Below are 15,993 nucleotides of genomic sequence, written 5' to 3'. Positions count from 1 at the left end.
GGCACGCCTTGCGCCTTCACGGCATCTCTGGCGACACCTCTCCTTGTTGCCATCCCTGCATCGCCCCACGGATTCCGGTTTAGCTGGTGCGCTCGTTTTTGCCGAACGATTGGAAGGTTCATCGATAGGCAACGACACTTGCGGCTTGCGACTGACTTTCTTTGGCAGGATCTTTTTGCGTGGCGGCGTAGGTGCTTGGAACTTGGCAATTCGGCTCTTTGCAATTTCGACGAATGCACCATTCGGAAATGCCGCTAGATAAGCACGATACATCGAGACATCGGATGTATCCTTGATTGATTTCCAGAATTCAAGCTCTGCCGCCGCGTTGATGTCTGGCTGATAGGCGTCTGCCGAAGACGGACTAGACGCGGCATCCGGGTTGAATGAGAATCCCGGCTCCACCAGGGACGAGTTGCTCCAGGGAACCTGCTTCCCAGAAGTCGCGTTCATGACGTCCAACCGGACGCGACGCATGAGAATTTCAATGTCGATCGAAGGAGTCTTTATCCGCTTCACAAGAGAGTCTGCAAACGGACTATGATTGACGGCTCCATCGAGAGCCACGTTGCCGGGTTGTGTTGCAAAGCCGATAAAGACTCCCCTGCCAGCATCCAAGGCTCCCAGCCCCTTTCCTATGGCAAGGCCGCGACTTTGACCCGGTCCACTCAATTGCTTAACGAAAGGATTGTCCCGACAGGCATCGAGAAGGACGATTGCGATATTTTCCTCGGCCGTCATGGCGGCGATGATGTCTTGCAGGCGCTCAGCCTCCAGAGCCAAGTCGGCCGGACGTTGAAGGGCGGCGTCAACGGGCAATAGGTAGTTCTCCCCGTTCGCTTGGAGCCCGTGTCCGGCGAAGTAAAAAAGCGAGACGTCACCCGGCCGCAAGTTTCGCCTGAATTTTCCGATGAGTTCCCTGAACGTTGATGCGTCGGTATCCAATCCAAGGGTGACGTCGAAGCCCGTCTCTTGCAAAACTCGGGAGATGGCATTCGCATCATTTACCCCGTTGGGAAGCGATGACGCAAAACGGTAGGCCGAGTTACCGATTACGAGCGCATATCTATGGCTGCGTTGACCGATCTGGGTCTCAGAGGAGGCCGGTGTCGACAAGCCGGCCAGCAAAAGAAGGCACGCGCACAACAAACAAACCTTGGACATTGCGACCTTCCCGAGTAACGGAGAATATTAGCATCCGTTAAAGCGCGTGGGTACCCGTTGTAAGGGCCATCTTGCTTGGGGAAGGGGCCAAACTTGCCGGAGGCCGCTTGGTATGAGGTCTCCGTGCATCGTCAACGCCCTTTCCGGCATCGACTTCAAGCAACATCAAACCCCCGAATGAGGCCGCAGCATACAAGGTGGGCCGAGCTCACGAGCTTTTGGCAACACCGTTCGATCGCTCAGCCGACCGCCTTCGTCGCCGCCCTTCCGGCGCTGCGTCCGGAAAAGATGCAGCCGCCGAGGAAGGTGCCTTCGAGAGCCGCATAGCCGTGCACGCCGCCGCCGCCGAAGCCGGCGACCTCGCCCACCGCATAGAGACCAGGGACCGGCTCGCCCGCCGCGTCGAGCACGCGGCTGTCGAGATCGGTCTGCAGGCCGCCCAGCGTTTTGCGGGTGAGGATGTTGAGGCGCACCGCAATCAACGGGCCGTTCGCCGGATCGAGCATCTTGTGCGGCTTTGCGGTGCGGATCAGCCTGTCGCCGAGATAGGCGCGCGCGCCGCGCAGCGCGGTGACCTGCGCATCCTTGGAGAACGGGTTGTCGAGCTGCATGTCGCGGGCGCGGATCTCGCGTTCGACCTGCGCCACATCGAGCAGCGGCTCGCCGGCCAGCCCGTTCATCCGCGCCACCAGCTTCGAAAGGTTGGCCTCGACGATGAAATCCTCACCCTTTTCCATGAAGGCTTTCACCGGGCCGGGAATGCCCGACGTGGCGCGGCCAAGCACCTGCCGCCAGCTCTTGCCGGTGAGGTCCGGATTCTGCTCCGAGCCCGACAGCGCGAACTCCTTCTGGACGATCTTCTTCGTCAGGATGAACCACGAATAATCGAAGCCGGTGCTCATGATATGGCTGAGCGTGGCTAAAGTGTCGAAGCCTGGGAAAAGCGGCACCGGCAGCCGTCTGCCGCGCGCGTCGAGCCATAGCGAAGAGGGACCCGGCAGGATACGTATGGCGTGATCGGTCCAGACCGGCGCCCAATTCTTGATGCCCTCGACATAGTGCCACATGCGGTCGCGGTTGATGACCCTCCCGCCCGCTGCTTCGGCAATTGCCAGCATGCGGCCGTCGACATGGTCCGGCACGCCGGTGATCATGCGCTTCGGCGTCGCGCCGAGACGCTGCGGCCAGTTCTTACGCACCAGCTCGTGGTTGCCGCCGATGCCGCCGGAAGCGACGATCACGACCTGGGCGTGGAGCTCGAAATCCCCGGCCACGTTGCGCGAGCTCTTGCGTCCACGCTCGACCGTGCTTGGCTCCAGCACGTCGCCGCGCACCCCGGTCACCGTCTTCCCGGTCCGCGTGATCTCATTGACCCGGTAGCGGAACTTGAACTCGACGAGCCCACGCTTCTGCGCCTCGCGCACGCGCAGCACGAAGGGCTCCAGCACGCCGGGCCCGGTGCCCCAGGTGATGTGGAAGCGCGGCACCGAATTGCCGTGGCCGCAGGCATAGCCGCCGCCGCGCTCGGCCCAGCCGACGACGGGGAAGAATTTCAACCCGCGCTCGATCAGCCAGGAGCGCTTCTCGCCGGCGGCGAAGCCGAGATAGGCTTCAGCCCATTTGCGCGGCCAAAAATCCTCAGGGCGGTCGAAGGCGGCGGTGCCCATCCAGTCTGCGAGCGCGAGGTCGTGGGAATCGCGGATGCGCATGCGCCGCTGCTCGGGCGAGTCGACCAGGAAAAGCCCGCCGAACGACCAGAAGGCCTGGCCGCCCAGCGATTGCTCGGGCTCCTGGTCGACGATGATGATTTTCTTGCCGGCATCGGCAAGTTCTGCCGCGGCGACGAGGCCTGCCAGCCCCGCGCCGACAATGATGACATCCGCGTCGTCAGCCATCTTCGTTCCCCCCAGCGCCTTCCGACGGCCTGTCAGACGGGCTCCCAGCCGTCCTTGTCGCCGGCGCGGAAGATGGCGTCGATGACCTTCTGGTTGAGGACCGATTCCTCCAGCGTGAAGACACGGTCCTTGCCGCCCTGGGCCGCGCGTACGAAGGCCTCGCATTCCAGCCGGTACTGCTGGGTGCCCGGGAAGCGGAACACCTGCGCTTCCGTGTGGTTCTGATTGTGCAATTCGATGCGGTGGTGGTCGTAGAGCCCGGCATTGAACGGGCCAAAGACCTCGATGAAACCCTTCTCGCCGTGGAACACCATCACCTGCCGCGCCGCCATCTGCGTCGACAGGTAGAAGGACAGTTCGAAGTCGCCGAAATCGGCGCGGATCGAGGAATAGATGTCGGTGCCGAAGGTCTTGTCGCGCTCGATGGTGGCTTGCACGCGGACCGGTTCCTTGCCGGTCGAGAAGCGCGTCGACACGGTCGGATAGACGCCGATGTCGGGCAGCGCGCCGCCGCCAAGATCCAGCTGGTTGCGCATGTTGGTGGGATCGACATTGTAATAGGAAAACGCGCCCTGCACGTGGCGCAGCCGGCCGATCGCGCCGCTGGCGATCAGGTCGCGCACCTTGATCCACTGCGGGTGGTAGACGACCATGAAGGCCTCGCAGACCAGCACCTTCTTCTCGTCGCGCAGCTTGATCAGCTGCGGGATGTCCTTGGCGTCGAGCGCAAGAGGCTTCTCGACCAGCACATGTTTTCCCGCCTCGATTGCCTTTGCCGTCCATTCGACATGCTGCGAGGTCGGCAGCGGGATATAGACGCCATCGACCTCCTTGGAAGCGAGCAGTTCCTCATAGGAGCCGAAGGCATGCGGCGCGCCGAAACGCTCGCCCAGTGCCTTGGCCTTCGACAGGTCGCGGCTGGCGATCGCCGACAGCACGCCATTCTCCGAATCTACGATCGCCGGCAAAAGCTGCTCGCGGCCGATCTTGGCCGTCGACAGAACACCCCATCGGAACATCATGCTTCTCCATGTCGGTTACGTCGATGGAGGTGTGCCCCAATTCCGGAGAAAAGCCAATCGCAGACGCGGGCCACAAAGCGCCTTCGTCATTCTCGGGCTTGACCCGAGGATCCATTCCCGTGACCTTGACGTAAAGTGCAGGGATGCAGAGATCTGTAACCGTTGCAACGCCTTAGCGTCACGCCATGGATCCTAGGGTCTGCGCGCGTCGCTTCGCTCCTTGCTCCGCCCTAGGATGACGAACCCGAGGATGCGCCACCAGAGCTAACCCCTTCTCCCCGTCAGGGTCATGTCGAAGTCGACGACGTTGGAATAGATCGGCGTGCCGACATCCATGCCGTAGCGCGATCTGAGCACCTTGCCGGTGACATGGAACTTGATGGTTCCTGACTTCAGCCCATCGAGCTCGGCCGTGAACTTTTCCGAAAACGTCTTGCCGCGCGCCGTCAGCCGGCCGGTGACCACGGCGGTGGTCTCGCCGGTGCGGGTCACGTTTGTCGAGCGGAATTGGATCTCCGGATTGTTGGCGCTGTCGAAGACGGCGTCGGAACGCAGGAAAGCATCGATGCGGCCCTGGCCGGTGCCGACGCTTTCCGGAAAGATGGTGAGGTTGACCTTCGAGCGCCCGACATCGGCATTGTCGATGCGGATCGTGCCCTTGAAGCGGCCGAAGGCGCCGCCGAAGCCGCCACCGCCGGCCTTGCCGATGGTGAAGCGGATCGAGGAGCCCGCGGGGCTGATCGTGTAGCTGCCGGCGGCGTCACTGAGCGCCACCGCGGCGCAAACCGGCGCGGCAAGGCAAGCGGCAAAGGCCGCCAATCCGAGGATGCGCGCATGCATCGACATCTTTCCTATCCTGAACCAGCGCATTGCTGTCTCCCCGCCACCAACGAACGGGCGGCCCGCTCTATTCCCGGGCTGACGAAGGCGTGATTATGCGCGTGAGCACGCTGTCGCGCAGCAGGAAATGGTGGCGCATCGCAGCAAGGATATGCAACGCGACCAGCGCGATGCCGGCATAGGCAAGATACCAATGCGCGGCCGACCAGAAGCTTTCCGCGGCGTCGGATTCGGCGAGCGGCAGGTCGGGCATGACGAACTGGTTGAAGGGCATCGTCGGGATTTCCAGCGTCGAGACCGAGACCAGCGCCCAGCCGGAGAGCGGCAGGGCAACCTGGAAGGCGTAAAGCGCCAAATGCGCCAGCGGCGCTGCCTTGCGCTCCAATGTTCCCACCGAAGGCGGGAGTGCTGGCGCCGCATTGCCGACACGCCAGGCGATGCGCAGGATGACCAGCCCAAGCAGCAGGAAGCCGACGGACTTATGCAGCTGGATCAGCTCGAAAGACGTCCGCTGGCTGTCGATGCGCATCATCACGAAGCCGAGCACGAACTGGCCGATGAAGATGAGGCCGATCAGCCAGTGAAGGATGATCATCGCCCAGCCATAGCGGGTGGCGGTGTTGGTGATGGACGATTGCATGGTCGAAAAACGTCGCTGAAATCACCTTTCTTCCAGCCCTCCCCACAAGCGGAACGGAGGAGCCCTACCCGCTCACCTTGAAGAAATCGACGAAGGCCCGCAACGCCGGCCGCATCTGGCGGCGGCTTGGGTAGTAGACGAAGAAGCCGTCGAAAGCGGGGCACCAGTCCTCCAGCACGCGGATCAGCCGGCCATCGGCGAGCGGCGCCTTCACATAGTCCTCGAAGACGAAGGCGAGCCCGGCGCCGTCGATCGCGGCCTGGGCGATCAGATGGTCCTCGTCGAGGATCAGCGGCCCTGGCGCGGCGATCTCGATTTCCTCGCCGTCCTTCTCGAACTCCCAGCGGTAGAGGATGCCGCTGGAGAAGCGGAAGCGGATGCAGCGGTGATCGGCGAGATCGCGCGGATGACGCGGTTTGGGCATGGTCGCGAAGTAGGAGGGCGCGCCGACCAACGCGCCGCGGATGTTCGGCCCGATGCGCGCCGCGATCATGTCGCGCTGCAGGCTTTCGCCCAGCCTGACGCCGGCGTCGAACCCACCCTCCACCACATCCGTGAAGCGGTCCTCGATCACGATCTCCAGCATGATCTCGGGATAGGCGGCGGTGAAGGCAGCGAGCCGCGGCGTCAGCACCAGATGCGCGGCGGTGCGCGGCACGCTAAGCCTGAGATTGCCAGCCGGCCGGTCGCGCGTCTCGACCGCCGTTTCCAGCGCCAGGTCGATCTCGGACAGTGCCGGCCGCAGGCGCTCCAACAGCCGCGCGCCTTCCTCGGTCGGGGCGACACTGCGCGTGCTGCGCGCCAGAAGCCGCACGCCGAGCCGCGCCTCCAGGCTCGCCACCGCATGGCTGACCGCCGACGGCGCGATGCCGAGCTCGCGGGCCGCGCCGCGGAAGCTGGCGCATTGCGCGACCGCGGCGAGAACGGCCAGCTGGGAAAGGTTCGTCCGGTTCATTGATCTATCTTATAGAGCGAGCTGTGCGAAAGAGACATGATTATCGAACGGATGCCTAGGCGCTATTTCATCTCCATCGCAACAAGGAGATGCGCCATGCAAACCCGCAAATTAGGAACTGAACTCGAAGTCTTCCCCGTCGGCCTCGGCTGCATGGGCATGAGCTTTGTCTATGGCGGACAGCCGGAGGCGGAAGCCATCGCTACGCTGCGCCGCGCCATCGAGATCGGTGTCACCTTCTTCGATACCGCCGAAGTCTATGGCCCTTACGAGAACGAGATCCTGCTCGGCAAGGCGCTGAAGCCGGTACGCGAGAAGGTCACCATCGCCACCAAATTCGGCTTCAAGATATCCGAGCACGGTTCGGGCATCGACCGCATGATCGGCGTCGACAGCCGCCCTGAGCACGTCAAGGCGGTGGCGGAGGCCTCGCTGAAGCGGCTCGATACCGACGTCATCGACCTCTACTACCAGCATCGCGTTGACCCGAACGTGCCGATCGAGGACACGGTCGGCGCCATGGCCGAACTGGTGCGCGAGGGCAAGGTGCGGGCGCTCGGCCTGTCGGAAGTGAGCGGCGCCACGCTGCGCCGGGCGCATGCCGTGCACCCGATCGCCGCCGTGCAGAGCGAGTATTCGCTGTGGAGCCGCGATCCCGAGGACGAGGTCTTTGCCGTTTGCCGCGAGCTCGGCATCGGCTTTGTCCCCTACAGTCCGCTCGGCCGCGGCCTGCTCACCGGCACCATCGCCAAGCGCGATACGCTCGGCGCCGGCGACTGGCGCCTCGGCCTGCCGCGCTTCCAGGCCGAAGCCATGGAAGCCAACAATGCCGTCATTGCCGTGCTGGAAAAGTTGGCGATGGAAAAGGGCGTGACAGCGGCACAACTGGCGCTCGCTTGGTTGCTGCACCAGGGCGATTTCATCGTGCCGATCCCCGGCGCGCGCAAGATCCGCCATTTGGAGCAGAACACGGCAGCGGCCGGGATCAAGCTGAGCGCCGCCGAGGTCGCGGCCATCGGCGACGCGCTGTCGCCCGACAAGGTCGTCGGTAAGCGCTATACCGAAGAGCTGCTGGCGCTGGTGAATGGTTAGACATTTCAGCTTGCTTTGAGACGCTGGCGGGACAGCGCCCCCCTCTGTCCGGCAGGACAGAGGGGGGCGCCTCGCGCTGACCTACCAAGGCAGCACGCTGATCTCCGGCCAGTTCTCTCGCGCCCTCCTCCCCTTCGCCTCATGCGTCCGCTGGTTGTCCAGCGCCCGGTTCGGCGTGATACGGAACGAAAAAATGTCGTCGAGCCCGAACGGCGCCACCAGCTCCAACGCCTCGTCTGCGTCGAACCGCACCCCGACCGCATGCGTCTTCGAGGCGAAATAGCCGACCGATTCACTCGCGCTCGTGTAGCGCGGGCATGCCTGCCCGAATTTGGCCGGATACCACAGGTGCACGCGTGCCTGATTTCGCACCTCCACCGGCAGCGTCAGTCCTTCGAAATGCTGCGCCGCCCGGCGGATCACCGCGTCCTCGGCCTCGTAGGAGAGATCGGTGCCGTCGAAATAGAACAGATCGACATCCTTGATGCCGTAGCCTGAGGGCCTGCCGGTGAGATGGTTCCAGATGCTGTTGTAGAGCGCGCCGGAAACCACCAGCCAGTCCGGCAACGCCAGTTCACGCACTCGCGCCAGCGTTTTGGCCAGCAGCGGGTCCGCCGCCACGATTTCGAGGAACGCCGCGCGTTGCTCCTCGAAAGGCAGGCCGGAATAGCGGAGATGGTGCATCGCCCAATGGAGGGCGATTCGCCACCTTCCGGCAATCCTTTAGGCTCTCAGCACGCCGCCCGTCTGCTTGTTGACGTTCTCGACGATGCGCTTGGCCAGCGCCTCGAAATCCTCGTCGGTCAGCGTCTTTTCGACCGGCTGGATCGAGACTTCGATGGCGATCGACTTCTTGGCGGCGCCGAGCGCAGCGCCCTCGAAGACGTCGAACACCGAAACGCCGGTGACGAGCTTCTTGTCGGCGGCCAAAGCTGCCCGCACCAGCGTGCCGGCCTCGACCGTCCGGTCGACGACGAAAGCAAAATCGCGCTTCACCGCCTGGAAGGGTGAAAGCTCCAGCTTCGGCTTGGTGCGCGTCGGCTTGGCCTTCGGCTCCGGCACGGCATCGACAAAGACCTCGAAGCCGCAGAGCGGCCCGGAGGCGTCGAGCACTTCGAGCGTCTTTGGATGGAACTCGCCGAAAGTGCCGAGCACGGTCTTCGGCCCGAGCTTGATCGTGCCTGAGCGTCCGGGATGGTACCAGGCCGGGCCGCCGGGCTCGATCTGCAGCCTGTCGACCGGCGCGCCGCAGGCTTCGAGCGCCGCGATCGCATCGGCCTTGGCGTCGAACACCCCGACCGGCCCGGCATTGCCGGCCCAGCTGCGGCCCGAGCCGTCGAGCTTGGCGGTGCCCCGCCGCACGCCGGCGGCGACGCGCCGCTGCTGATCGGCCAAGTCGCCTTCATAGGTGCCGGAGACCTCGAACAGCGCCACGTCGCCGATGCCCCGATCGGCATTGCGCTGGGCGGCGCTGATCAGCCCGGGCAGCAGCGACGGCCGCATGTCGGACATGTCGGCGGCGATCGGGTTGGCGAGCTTCAGCCGGTTCTGGCCGCCGCCGAACAGCTCGGCGTGTTTCGCCGGAATGAACGACCAGGTGACCGCCTCCATCATGCCGCGCACGGCGAGCGCGCGCTTGGCGGCCCGGGTGCGCACCTGCAGCATGGTCAGGATCCTGCCGTTGACCGCGTCATGCGAGGTGAGCGGCTGCGGCGCTATGTTGTCGACGCCGTGGATGCGCATCACTTCCTCGACGAGATCGGCCTTGCCGTCGACATCCGGACGCCAGGAGGGGACCTTCACCTCGACGGCGTCACCTGAGCTGCGCGGCTCGAAGCCGAGACGGGTCAGTATAGTGAGCGCTTCTTCTCTCGGCACCTCGATGCCGGTCAGCCGCTTCACTTCCGACAGCGGGAAGGGAATGATCTTCGGCTTGTGGCCGGCATAGCCCGCCACCTCGATTTCGGTCGGCGTACCGCCGCACAATTCCAGCACCAGCTTGGTCGCGAGCTCGACGCCGGGCACCATGAACTCAGGGTCGACGCCGCGCTCGAAGCGGTAGCGCGCATCGCTGATGATGCCGAGCGTGCGACCGGTGCGGGCCGTCGTGATCGGGTCCCAGAGCGCCGATTCGATCAGCACGTCGGTGGTGTTCTCGTCGCAGCCCGAATGCTCGCCGCCCATGATGCCGGCAATCGATTCGATGCCGTTGTCGTCGGCGATCACGCACATCTCGGGCGTCAGCGAGTATTCGCGTCCGTCGAGCGCCAGCACGTTTTCACCGTCCCTGGCGCGGCGCACCACAAGGTTGCCGGTGACCTTCTTCGCGTCGAACACATGCAGCGGCCGGCCGCGGTCGAAGGTGACGTAGTTGGTGATGTCGACCAGCGCGCTGATCGGCCGAAGCCCGATGGCGATCAGCCGCTGCTGCAGCCATTTCGGCGACGGGCCGTTCTTCACGCCCTTCACCAGCGTCAGCGCGAAGCCGGGGCAGAGTTCCGGTGCCTCGATCTTGACCTTGACCGGGCACATGCCGTCGCCGGCATGCGGCATGATCGCGCCGCCGGTCAGCCGGCCGAGGCCGCTCGCCGCGAGATCGCGGGCGATGCCGTAGACGCTGGTGGCATCGGGGCGGTTCGGCGTCAGGTTGATCTCGATCACCGGATCGTCGAGATGGGCGTAGGCGGCGAAGCTGGTGCCGACCGGTGCGTCTTCGGGCAGGTCGATGATGCCGGTATGCTCGTCCGAAAGCTGCAGCTCGCGTTCGGAGCACATCATGCCATGGCTCTCGACGCCGCGGATCTTGCCGACCGAAAGCGTGACGTCGATGCCGGGAATATAGGTGCCGGGCGCAGCAAAAGCGCCGACCAGGCCGGCGCGGGCGTTGGGCGCCCCGCACACCACCTGCACCGGCGGCTTGCCGTCGCCGGTATCGACCGTAAGCACCCGCAGCCGGTCGGCGTCGGGATGCTGCACGGCAGTCAGCACCTTGGCTATGACAAAGGGTTTTAGGCCCGCCTTGTCGTCGACATGTTCGACTTCGAGGCCGATCGCCGTCAGCCGCTCGACGATTTCGGCAAGCGAAGCGTCGGTCTCGAGATGGTCCTTGAGCCAGGAGAGGGTGAATTTCATGACTGTGTTCCGTAGGAAGGGCTTTGCGCGTCAGGTCTAGCCACGCTCGTCTTGAGGTGCCGCGGCAGTGAATCGGGCATATGCAGGAAGGGCAGCTGCTCGCGCACATGCGCATGCAGCGTCGGCCTGAAATAGGCAGGCATGTCCATGGCGCCGAGCGTGAAGTAAATATGGCCGGCGAGCCGCTCGTCGCTATAGGCGATCGGCGAGCCGCAAATGCCGCAGAACGAGCGCGCCACCGGGCCGTTCCGGTAGCTCTTCAGCGACTTGCCTTCGAGCGCGATCTGGTCGGCCGCGAAGCCGATAAAGGCCGACACCGGCGCGCCGCTGGCGCGCCGGCAATCGCCGCAATGGCAATAGCTGATGTGGTGCGGCTCGGCCGGGGCCTCGAACCGCACCGCACCGCAGCGGCAGCCCCCGGTGTGGGGAGCAGTCATGTGGAAAGGCCCCCGAACAGCGTCGGCATGTCGAGCGGCCGGAAGCCGTAATGCGTGAGCCAGCGCACGTCGGCGTCGAAGAAGGCGCGCAGGTCCGGCATGCCGTATTTCAGCATGGCGATGCGATCGATGCCCATGCCCCAGGCAAAGCCCTGGTATTCGTCGGGATCGAGCCCGCCGTAACGCAGCACGTTGGGATGCACCATGCCGCAGCCCAGGATTTCCATCCAGTCGGAGCCTTCGCCGAAGCGCACTTCGCCCGGCCGCGAGCGGTCGCACTGGATGTCGACCTCGAGGCTGGGCTCGGTGAACGGAAAGAAGGACGGCCGGAAGCGCATCTTGACGCTCGGCACTTCGAAGAAGGCCTTGCAGAATTCCTCCAGCACCCACTTCATGTTGGCGATGTTGGCGGTCTTGTCGATCACCAGCCCCTCGACCTGATGGAACATCGGCGAGTGCGTGGCGTCCGAATCCTGCCGGTAGGTCTTGCCGGGAATGACGATGCGGATCGGCGGCTTCTGCTGCTCCATTGTGCGGATCTGCACGGGCGAGGTGTGCGTGCGCAAAAGCTTGCGCTCGCCCTTCTCGTCCGGCTGGAAGAAGAAGGTGTCGTGCATCTCGCGCGCCGGATGCCCCTCGGGAAAATTGAGCGCGGTGAAATTGTAATAGTCGGTCTCGATGTCCGGACCTTCGGCGATCGCGAAGCCGAGATCGCCGAAGATCGCTGCGATCTCGTCGATCACCTGGCTGATCGGATGAATGCGGCCGCGCTCGGCCGGCGACTGGCGCACCGGCAGCGTGACGTCGACCGTTTCGGCGGCGAGCCGCGCCGCGATCGCCACGTCCTTCAGCTCCGTCTTGCGCGCCGTCAGCGCCTCGGTGACGCGGTTCTTCAGCCCATTGATCGCCGGGCCCTTGACCTGCCGCTCCTCGGCGCTCATCGCGCCGAGCGTTTTCAGCATCTCGGAGACCGAGCCCTTCTTGCCCAGCGCCGAGACGCGCACAGCCTCGATCGCCTGCTCGTCGGCCGCGGCCGCGATGTCGGCCATCAAAGAAGCTTCAAGGGTTTCAAGATTTCCAGCGGTGGCGTTCACGGCGAAACTCTCTCGATCGGGCAACCACCGGGGTCCGGTGCGTCACCAATTTGGTTGCATCAGGCATAAGAAAAACCCGCGCCAGCCGTGCCAGCGCGGGTTCCCCAAATCAGAATAGCGAATGCTTGGGAAGCGCTGGCTTAGGCGACAGCGCTCTCAAAAGCATTCGGCGTGGTGTTCTTCAGATATTCGAGCGCCACCTTGGCCTTGGCCACAAGGGCTGCGAAAGCCTGCGGCTCGTGGATGGCCATGTCCGAAAGAACCTTGCGGTCGATCTCGATGCCGGCCTTGTTGAGGCCGTCGATGAAGCGGCCATAGGTCAGGCCGTGCTCGTGCACCGCTGCATTGATGCGCTGGATCCACAGCGCGCGGAACGAGCGCTTGCGGTTCTTGCGGTCGCGATAGGCGTACTGCAGCGACTTTTCCACCGCCTGCTTGGCGATGCGGATGGTGTTCTTGCGACGGCCGTAGAAGCCCTTGGCGGCTTTCAGGACCTTCTTGTGCTTGGCGTGGGCGGTGACGCCTCTCTTTACGCGTGCCATGTCATGATCTCCTTAAAACGCTGTTCCGGACCGAATGCTTAAAGGCCGTTCGGCAGAAAATTCTTGATGACCTTCTTGCCGTCCGGTTCAGCCAGAACCATCGTGCCGCGGGCATCGCGAATGAACTTGTTGGAACGTTTGATCATGCCGTGGCGCTTGCCGGCGGCAGCCGACAGCACCTTGCCGGTGGCGGTAATCTTGAACCGCTTCTTGGCGGCCGATTTGGTCTTCATCTTGGGCATTTTGCTACTCCGTAATGTGGCGCACCATCGCGCTTCTTTTCTCGCTTCGGGCCGACCAGAGCCCGAAAAGCAAATGAAACCGCCACGGCATGCCCTGCCGGGCGGTTTTTGTTTTTGCTCTGCGTATCGTGCTTTCCGTAAATCAGAGATGATTTCCGGCCCGATACGCAGAACGGCGGTCCTATAGATCAAACAGGGCTCGTGCGCAACACCTCACGCCCTGCGGCGCGCTGTCCCGTTCAGGGCAGCGTGAACCACACCGGCAGCACCCCCGACTGCTGCGCGCCGTCGATCAGTTCGAAGGCCGGCAGCGCCACCAGGAATACCAGCCCGTCGAGCAGCGTGTTCAACAGCAGGCGCGGCTTGAAGCTGCCGGTGTCGCCTTCCTGGTAGAGCGAAAGCTTTGGAAAGAAGCGCGGCACGCGCGCCAGATAGGCTTTGTAGGGAGCGCCGAGGACTTCCTTGAGATAGCGCTCCTCGCGCAGGATGACGATGTGGAACGCGCCGGCGCAAAGGACCGCGAAGAGGATGATGCCGGAAAACGAGCCGATCTGCGCGCCAACGCCGGCTGCGGCCACGGTCGAGAACAGATAGAGCGGGTTGCGGGTGATCGAATAGGGCCCGCCGGTGACCACTTCGGAGGATTTGCGGCCGCCGATGTAGAGCGTCGACCACAAGCGCCCGACGATGCCCAGGAAGATCAGGAGCACGCCGAACATCTCGATCGTCTCGTGCACGGGCGTCTCGGGAGGGAACGTCGACTGGCCGAACAGGAGTGCCGCAAACAGCACCACGATGAGCACCGCCAGCACGATGCGGCGCATATACTGGTAGCCGCCCAACCCTTCTATCTGGTTGTCGGTCGGGATCTTTGTTTCATCGACCATGGCCAATCCGATCGTCGTGTTTTGCTCGCGATCGGGAAAACCCGATCGTCGATTTGGTCGCGATCGGGAAAATCCGATCGTCGATTTGCTCGCGATCGAGGAGCTCGATCCATCGAGAAGCCGGCGATCGGATAGAAAAACAGGCGCCCCGCCGATCGTCGGGTCGCCCTCCGCGGCAATTCAGGCGGATTTTGGAGCACCAAGCAGCGCCGGCCGGTCAATTCTCCTTCGCGAAACCGTGATCGGCGCGACAGTTTGCGGCGATCGCGCCGGAATGGCTCCAGGACGGAAAGAAACGTGAGGCGCACCGTCAGCGGGGCGCCAGCACCATCATCATCTGTCGGCCTTCGAGCTTCGGCTCGGCCTCGACCTTGGCGATCGGCGCGACTTCCTCGCGCACCTTGTTCAGGAGCTGCATGCCGAGTTCCATATGCGCCATTTCGCGGCCGCGGAAACGCAGCGTCAGCTTGACCTTGTCGCCGTCCTCGAAGAAGCGCCGCACGGCCTTCATCTTGGTCTCGTAGTCATGGCTGTCGATGTTCGGGCGCATCTTGATCTCCTTGATCTCGATGACCTTCTGGTTCTTGCGCGCCTCGGCCGCCTTCTTCTGGTTGGCGTATTTCAGCTTGCCGAGATCGAGGATCTTGACGACAGGCGGCTGCGCATTGGGCGATATCTCGACGAGATCCAGCCCGGCCTCTTCGGCCAGCAGCAGAGCGTCGTTGATGGAAACTTCGCCACGGTTGTGGCCTTCTGCGTCGATGAGCTGGACCCGGGGCACCCGGATGTCTCGATTGGAGCGCGGACCGTCCTTGGTCGGGGCCGCTGCTTTGAAAGGTCTGCGAATGGTCGTGGTCTCCTCGGCCGTTTCGTTCAGGGTTTCTTTGAGTTCAATCGCTTGGACGCGCCTATGTGGTGAGCGCGCGGCCGGAGTCAATAGCACAGCCTCGCCAGGAAATCACCTCAAAGCTTGCCATTGCCTGCACCAAGCAAAGAAAAGGTGCGAGCACTTTTCCGCGAACCGCCGGATGTGCCAAAAGACCGGCCGGAAGGACGAGGTCATGGACGCCAGCGCACCAGTTTTCATCGACGTGAACGGAACGCAGATCGCTGTCAGGCAGGGGCCGGGCTCAGCGCCGGGCATCGTCTGGCTGGGCGGCTACAAGTCCGACATGCTGGGCACCAAGGCCGAGGCGCTGTCGGCCTGGGCGAGCCGCGAAGGCCGCGCCTATCTGCGCCACGACTATTCCGGCCACGGCGAATCGGGCGGCGAATTCGCCGAGGGCACGATCTCGAAATGGCTGGCCGAGAGCCTCGCCGTCTTTCGCCGCTTCAGCAAGGGCAAGCAGATCCTGGTCGGCTCCTCAATGGGGGCGTGGATTGCGCTGCGCATGGTGCAGGAATTGCGCAAGGCCGGCGACGACCGCATCGCCGGCCTGGTGCTGCTTGCGCCGGCGCCCGACTTTACCGTCGAGCTGATCGAGCCGGTGCTGACCAGGGCGCAGAAGCGCGACCTTTCGAAAAAGGGATTTTTCGAGGAACCGTCCGACTATTCCGCCGAGCCCTATATCTACACGCGCGCGCTGATCGAGGACGGCCGCGCGAACCGGGTGATGACCAGGCCGATCGACACTCATTGCCCGGTGCATATCCTGCAGGGTCTCGCCGATCCCGACGTGCCTTCCGGCCATGCGCTGAAGCTCGCCGCACTGCTGCCGGCCGATGACGTCACGCTGTCGCTTATCCCCGACGGCGATCATCGCCTCTCCCGCCCGGAGGATCTCGACATGCTCAACCGCGCCGTCGGCGACCTGGTCCAGCGGGTTTCATGAGCATGCGCATTTCAATCCCGATATCCGCCTTCGTTGCGGCCATCGTCGGCTTTGGCGGCACTTTGGCCATCGTCATTGCCGCCGCCAAGGCGATCGGCGCCACTCAGATCGAGACCGCGAGCGGGGTGACGGCGATCTGCCTGGCCATGGCCCTAGAATGCCTGTGGCTGTCCTGGCGCACGAAAATGCCGGTCATCACCGCCTGGTCGACCCCGGGCC

The 15,993-nt window shown here is 63.9% G+C and carries 18 protein-coding genes; 4 read left to right on the top strand and 14 right to left on the bottom strand.

The genetic code is table 11. From position 1 onward, the window contains the following. The 6 genes from EOA60_RS02170 to EOA60_RS02145 form a co-directional block, all read right to left on the bottom strand. On the bottom strand, positions 1 to 1,164 hold a 1,164-nt coding region (locus EOA60_RS02170), incomplete at its 3' end, for a caspase domain-containing protein (protein WP_206628091.1). Positions 1,165 to 1,403: 239 nt separating this feature from the next. After that, positions 1,404 to 3,059 (bottom strand): FAD-binding dehydrogenase, encoded by a 1,656-nt coding sequence (locus EOA60_RS02165; RefSeq protein ID WP_095825497.1) that lies wholly within the window; start codon positions 3,057 to 3,059, stop codon positions 1,404 to 1,406. Between the two features lie 32 nt (positions 3,060 to 3,091). Then, on the bottom strand, positions 3,092 to 4,078 hold the full coding sequence (locus tag EOA60_RS02160) for a Gfo/Idh/MocA family oxidoreductase (RefSeq protein WP_067324656.1): 987 nt from the start codon (positions 4,076 to 4,078) through the stop codon (positions 3,092 to 3,094). 267 nt (positions 4,079 to 4,345) lie between these two features. After that, positions 4,346 to 4,921 (bottom strand): YceI family protein, encoded by a 576-nt coding sequence (locus tag EOA60_RS02155; RefSeq protein ID WP_067003284.1) that lies wholly within the window; start codon positions 4,919 to 4,921, stop codon positions 4,346 to 4,348. Between the two features lie 67 nt (positions 4,922 to 4,988). Beyond that, entirely contained in the window at positions 4,989 to 5,561 is a 573-nt protein-coding gene (locus EOA60_RS02150) for a cytochrome b (protein ID WP_095825498.1), read from the bottom strand. 64 nt (positions 5,562 to 5,625) lie between these two features. Beyond that, the gene (locus EOA60_RS02145) at positions 5,626 to 6,516 is read right to left on the bottom strand and encodes a LysR family transcriptional regulator (RefSeq protein ID WP_067323833.1); all 891 of its coding nucleotides are present in this window, start codon (positions 6,514 to 6,516) and stop codon (positions 5,626 to 5,628) included. 96 nt (positions 6,517 to 6,612) lie between these two features. Between EOA60_RS02145 and EOA60_RS02140 the strand changes: the two genes are divergently transcribed. Next, entirely contained in the window at positions 6,613 to 7,608 is a 996-nt protein-coding gene (locus tag EOA60_RS02140) for an aldo/keto reductase (RefSeq protein WP_095825579.1), read from the top strand. A gap of 81 nt (positions 7,609 to 7,689) precedes the next feature. Here EOA60_RS02140 and EOA60_RS02135 read toward each other — a convergent pair whose 3' ends face one another. The 7 genes from EOA60_RS02135 to EOA60_RS02105 all read right to left on the bottom strand — a co-directional run bounded on the left by EOA60_RS02135 (position 7,690) and on the right by EOA60_RS02105 (position 13,942). After that, complete coding sequence (locus EOA60_RS02135) at positions 7,690 to 8,292, bottom strand: nucleotidyltransferase family protein (RefSeq protein ID WP_127335871.1); 603 nt, start codon at positions 8,290 to 8,292, stop codon at positions 7,690 to 7,692. Positions 8,293 to 8,331: 39 nt separating this feature from the next. Further along, complete coding sequence (pheT, locus tag EOA60_RS02130) at positions 8,332 to 10,740, bottom strand: phenylalanine--tRNA ligase subunit beta (protein WP_095825499.1); 2,409 nt, start codon at positions 10,738 to 10,740, stop codon at positions 8,332 to 8,334. Then, positions 10,737 to 11,177, bottom strand: a complete 441-nt coding sequence (locus EOA60_RS02125) for a GFA family protein (RefSeq protein ID WP_095825500.1) — start codon at positions 11,175 to 11,177, stop codon at positions 10,737 to 10,739. The genes pheT and EOA60_RS02125 overlap by 4 nt, the downstream gene beginning before the upstream one ends. Continuing rightward, positions 11,174 to 12,226: a phenylalanine--tRNA ligase subunit alpha gene (pheS, locus tag EOA60_RS02120; protein ID WP_245502512.1), complete on the bottom strand. Its 1,053-nt coding sequence runs from the start codon at positions 12,224 to 12,226 to the stop codon at positions 11,174 to 11,176. The genes EOA60_RS02125 and pheS overlap by 4 nt, the downstream gene beginning before the upstream one ends. A 185-nt stretch (positions 12,227 to 12,411) precedes the next feature. Then, positions 12,412 to 12,813, bottom strand: a complete 402-nt coding sequence (gene rplT / locus EOA60_RS02115; RefSeq protein ID WP_040968947.1) for a 50S ribosomal protein L20 — start codon at positions 12,811 to 12,813, stop codon at positions 12,412 to 12,414. Between the two features lie 38 nt (positions 12,814 to 12,851). Beyond that, positions 12,852 to 13,055: a 50S ribosomal protein L35 gene (gene rpmI / locus EOA60_RS02110; protein WP_027166935.1), complete on the bottom strand. Its 204-nt coding sequence runs from the start codon at positions 13,053 to 13,055 to the stop codon at positions 12,852 to 12,854. Positions 13,056 to 13,294: 239 nt separating this feature from the next. After that, entirely contained in the window at positions 13,295 to 13,942 is a 648-nt protein-coding gene (locus tag EOA60_RS02105; RefSeq protein WP_067324658.1) for an isoprenylcysteine carboxylmethyltransferase family protein, read from the bottom strand. On the opposite strand from EOA60_RS02105, the gene EOA60_RS02100 reads away from it, so the two are divergent. Continuing rightward, entirely contained in the window at positions 13,941 to 14,243 is a 303-nt protein-coding gene (locus tag EOA60_RS02100; RefSeq protein WP_127335651.1) for a hypothetical protein, read from the top strand. The two genes, EOA60_RS02105 and EOA60_RS02100, sit on opposite strands and share 2 nt — an antisense overlap. A 9-nt stretch (positions 14,244 to 14,252) precedes the next feature. On the opposite strand, the gene infC is transcribed toward EOA60_RS02100, so the two are convergent. Continuing rightward, the gene (gene infC, locus EOA60_RS02095; protein WP_067003282.1) at positions 14,253 to 14,789 is read right to left on the bottom strand and encodes a translation initiation factor IF-3; all 537 of its coding nucleotides are present in this window, start codon (positions 14,787 to 14,789) and stop codon (positions 14,253 to 14,255) included. A 214-nt stretch (positions 14,790 to 15,003) separates the two neighbouring features. On the opposite strand from infC, the gene EOA60_RS02090 reads away from it, so the two are divergent. Then, positions 15,004 to 15,774, top strand: a complete 771-nt coding sequence (locus EOA60_RS02090; protein ID WP_095825580.1) for an alpha/beta hydrolase — start codon at positions 15,004 to 15,006, stop codon at positions 15,772 to 15,774. Between the two features lie 2 nt (positions 15,775 to 15,776). After that, on the top strand, positions 15,777 to 15,993 hold a 217-nt coding region (locus tag EOA60_RS02085), incomplete at its 3' end, for a benzoate/H(+) symporter BenE family transporter (RefSeq protein ID WP_206628090.1).

Origin of the sequence: Mesorhizobium sp. M1A.F.Ca.IN.020.06.1.1 (genome assembly GCF_004023265.1) — a bacterium.
Taxonomy (GTDB): Bacteria; Pseudomonadota; Alphaproteobacteria; order Rhizobiales; family Rhizobiaceae; genus Mesorhizobium.
The sequence above is the reverse complement of the archived record's forward strand: the minus strand, read 5'-3'. Positions and strand labels throughout refer to the sequence as shown.

Bases quoted from the DNA above. Each gene is read 5' to 3' on its own strand.
- EOA60_RS02100 (WP_127335651.1), top strand. From the start codon at position 13,941: ATGGCCAATCCGATCGTCGTGTTTTGCTCGCGATCGGGAAAACCCGAT.
- EOA60_RS02090 (WP_095825580.1), top strand. From the start codon at position 15,004: ATGGACGCCAGCGCACCAGTTTTCATCGACGTGAACGGAACGCAGATC.
- rplT (WP_040968947.1), bottom strand. From the start codon at position 12,813: ATGGCACGCGTAAAGAGAGGCGTCACCGCCCACGCCAAGCACAAGAAG.
- EOA60_RS02155 (WP_067003284.1), bottom strand. From the start codon at position 4,921: ATGCATGCGCGCATCCTCGGATTGGCGGCCTTTGCCGCTTGCCTTGCC.
- rpmI (WP_027166935.1), bottom strand. From the start codon at position 13,055: ATGCCCAAGATGAAGACCAAATCGGCCGCCAAGAAGCGGTTCAAGATT.
- EOA60_RS02165 (WP_095825497.1), bottom strand. From the start codon at position 3,059: ATGGCTGACGACGCGGATGTCATCATTGTCGGCGCGGGGCTGGCAGGC.
- EOA60_RS02145 (WP_067323833.1), bottom strand. From the start codon at position 6,516: ATGAACCGGACGAACCTTTCCCAGCTGGCCGTTCTCGCCGCGGTCGCG.
- EOA60_RS02150 (WP_095825498.1), bottom strand. From the start codon at position 5,561: ATGCAATCGTCCATCACCAACACCGCCACCCGCTATGGCTGGGCGATG.
- EOA60_RS02140 (WP_095825579.1), top strand. From the start codon at position 6,613: ATGCAAACCCGCAAATTAGGAACTGAACTCGAAGTCTTCCCCGTCGGC.
- EOA60_RS02125 (WP_095825500.1), bottom strand. From the start codon at position 11,177: ATGACTGCTCCCCACACCGGGGGCTGCCGCTGCGGTGCGGTGCGGTTC.
- pheS (WP_245502512.1), bottom strand. From the start codon at position 12,226: ATGGCCGACATCGCGGCCGCGGCCGACGAGCAGGCGATCGAGGCTGTG.
- pheT (WP_095825499.1), bottom strand. From the start codon at position 10,740: ATGAAATTCACCCTCTCCTGGCTCAAGGACCATCTCGAGACCGACGCT.
- EOA60_RS02160 (WP_067324656.1), bottom strand. From the start codon at position 4,078: ATGTTCCGATGGGGTGTTCTGTCGACGGCCAAGATCGGCCGCGAGCAG.
- EOA60_RS02105 (WP_067324658.1), bottom strand. From the start codon at position 13,942: ATGGTCGATGAAACAAAGATCCCGACCGACAACCAGATAGAAGGGTTG.
- EOA60_RS02135 (WP_127335871.1), bottom strand. From the start codon at position 8,292: ATGCACCATCTCCGCTATTCCGGCCTGCCTTTCGAGGAGCAACGCGCG.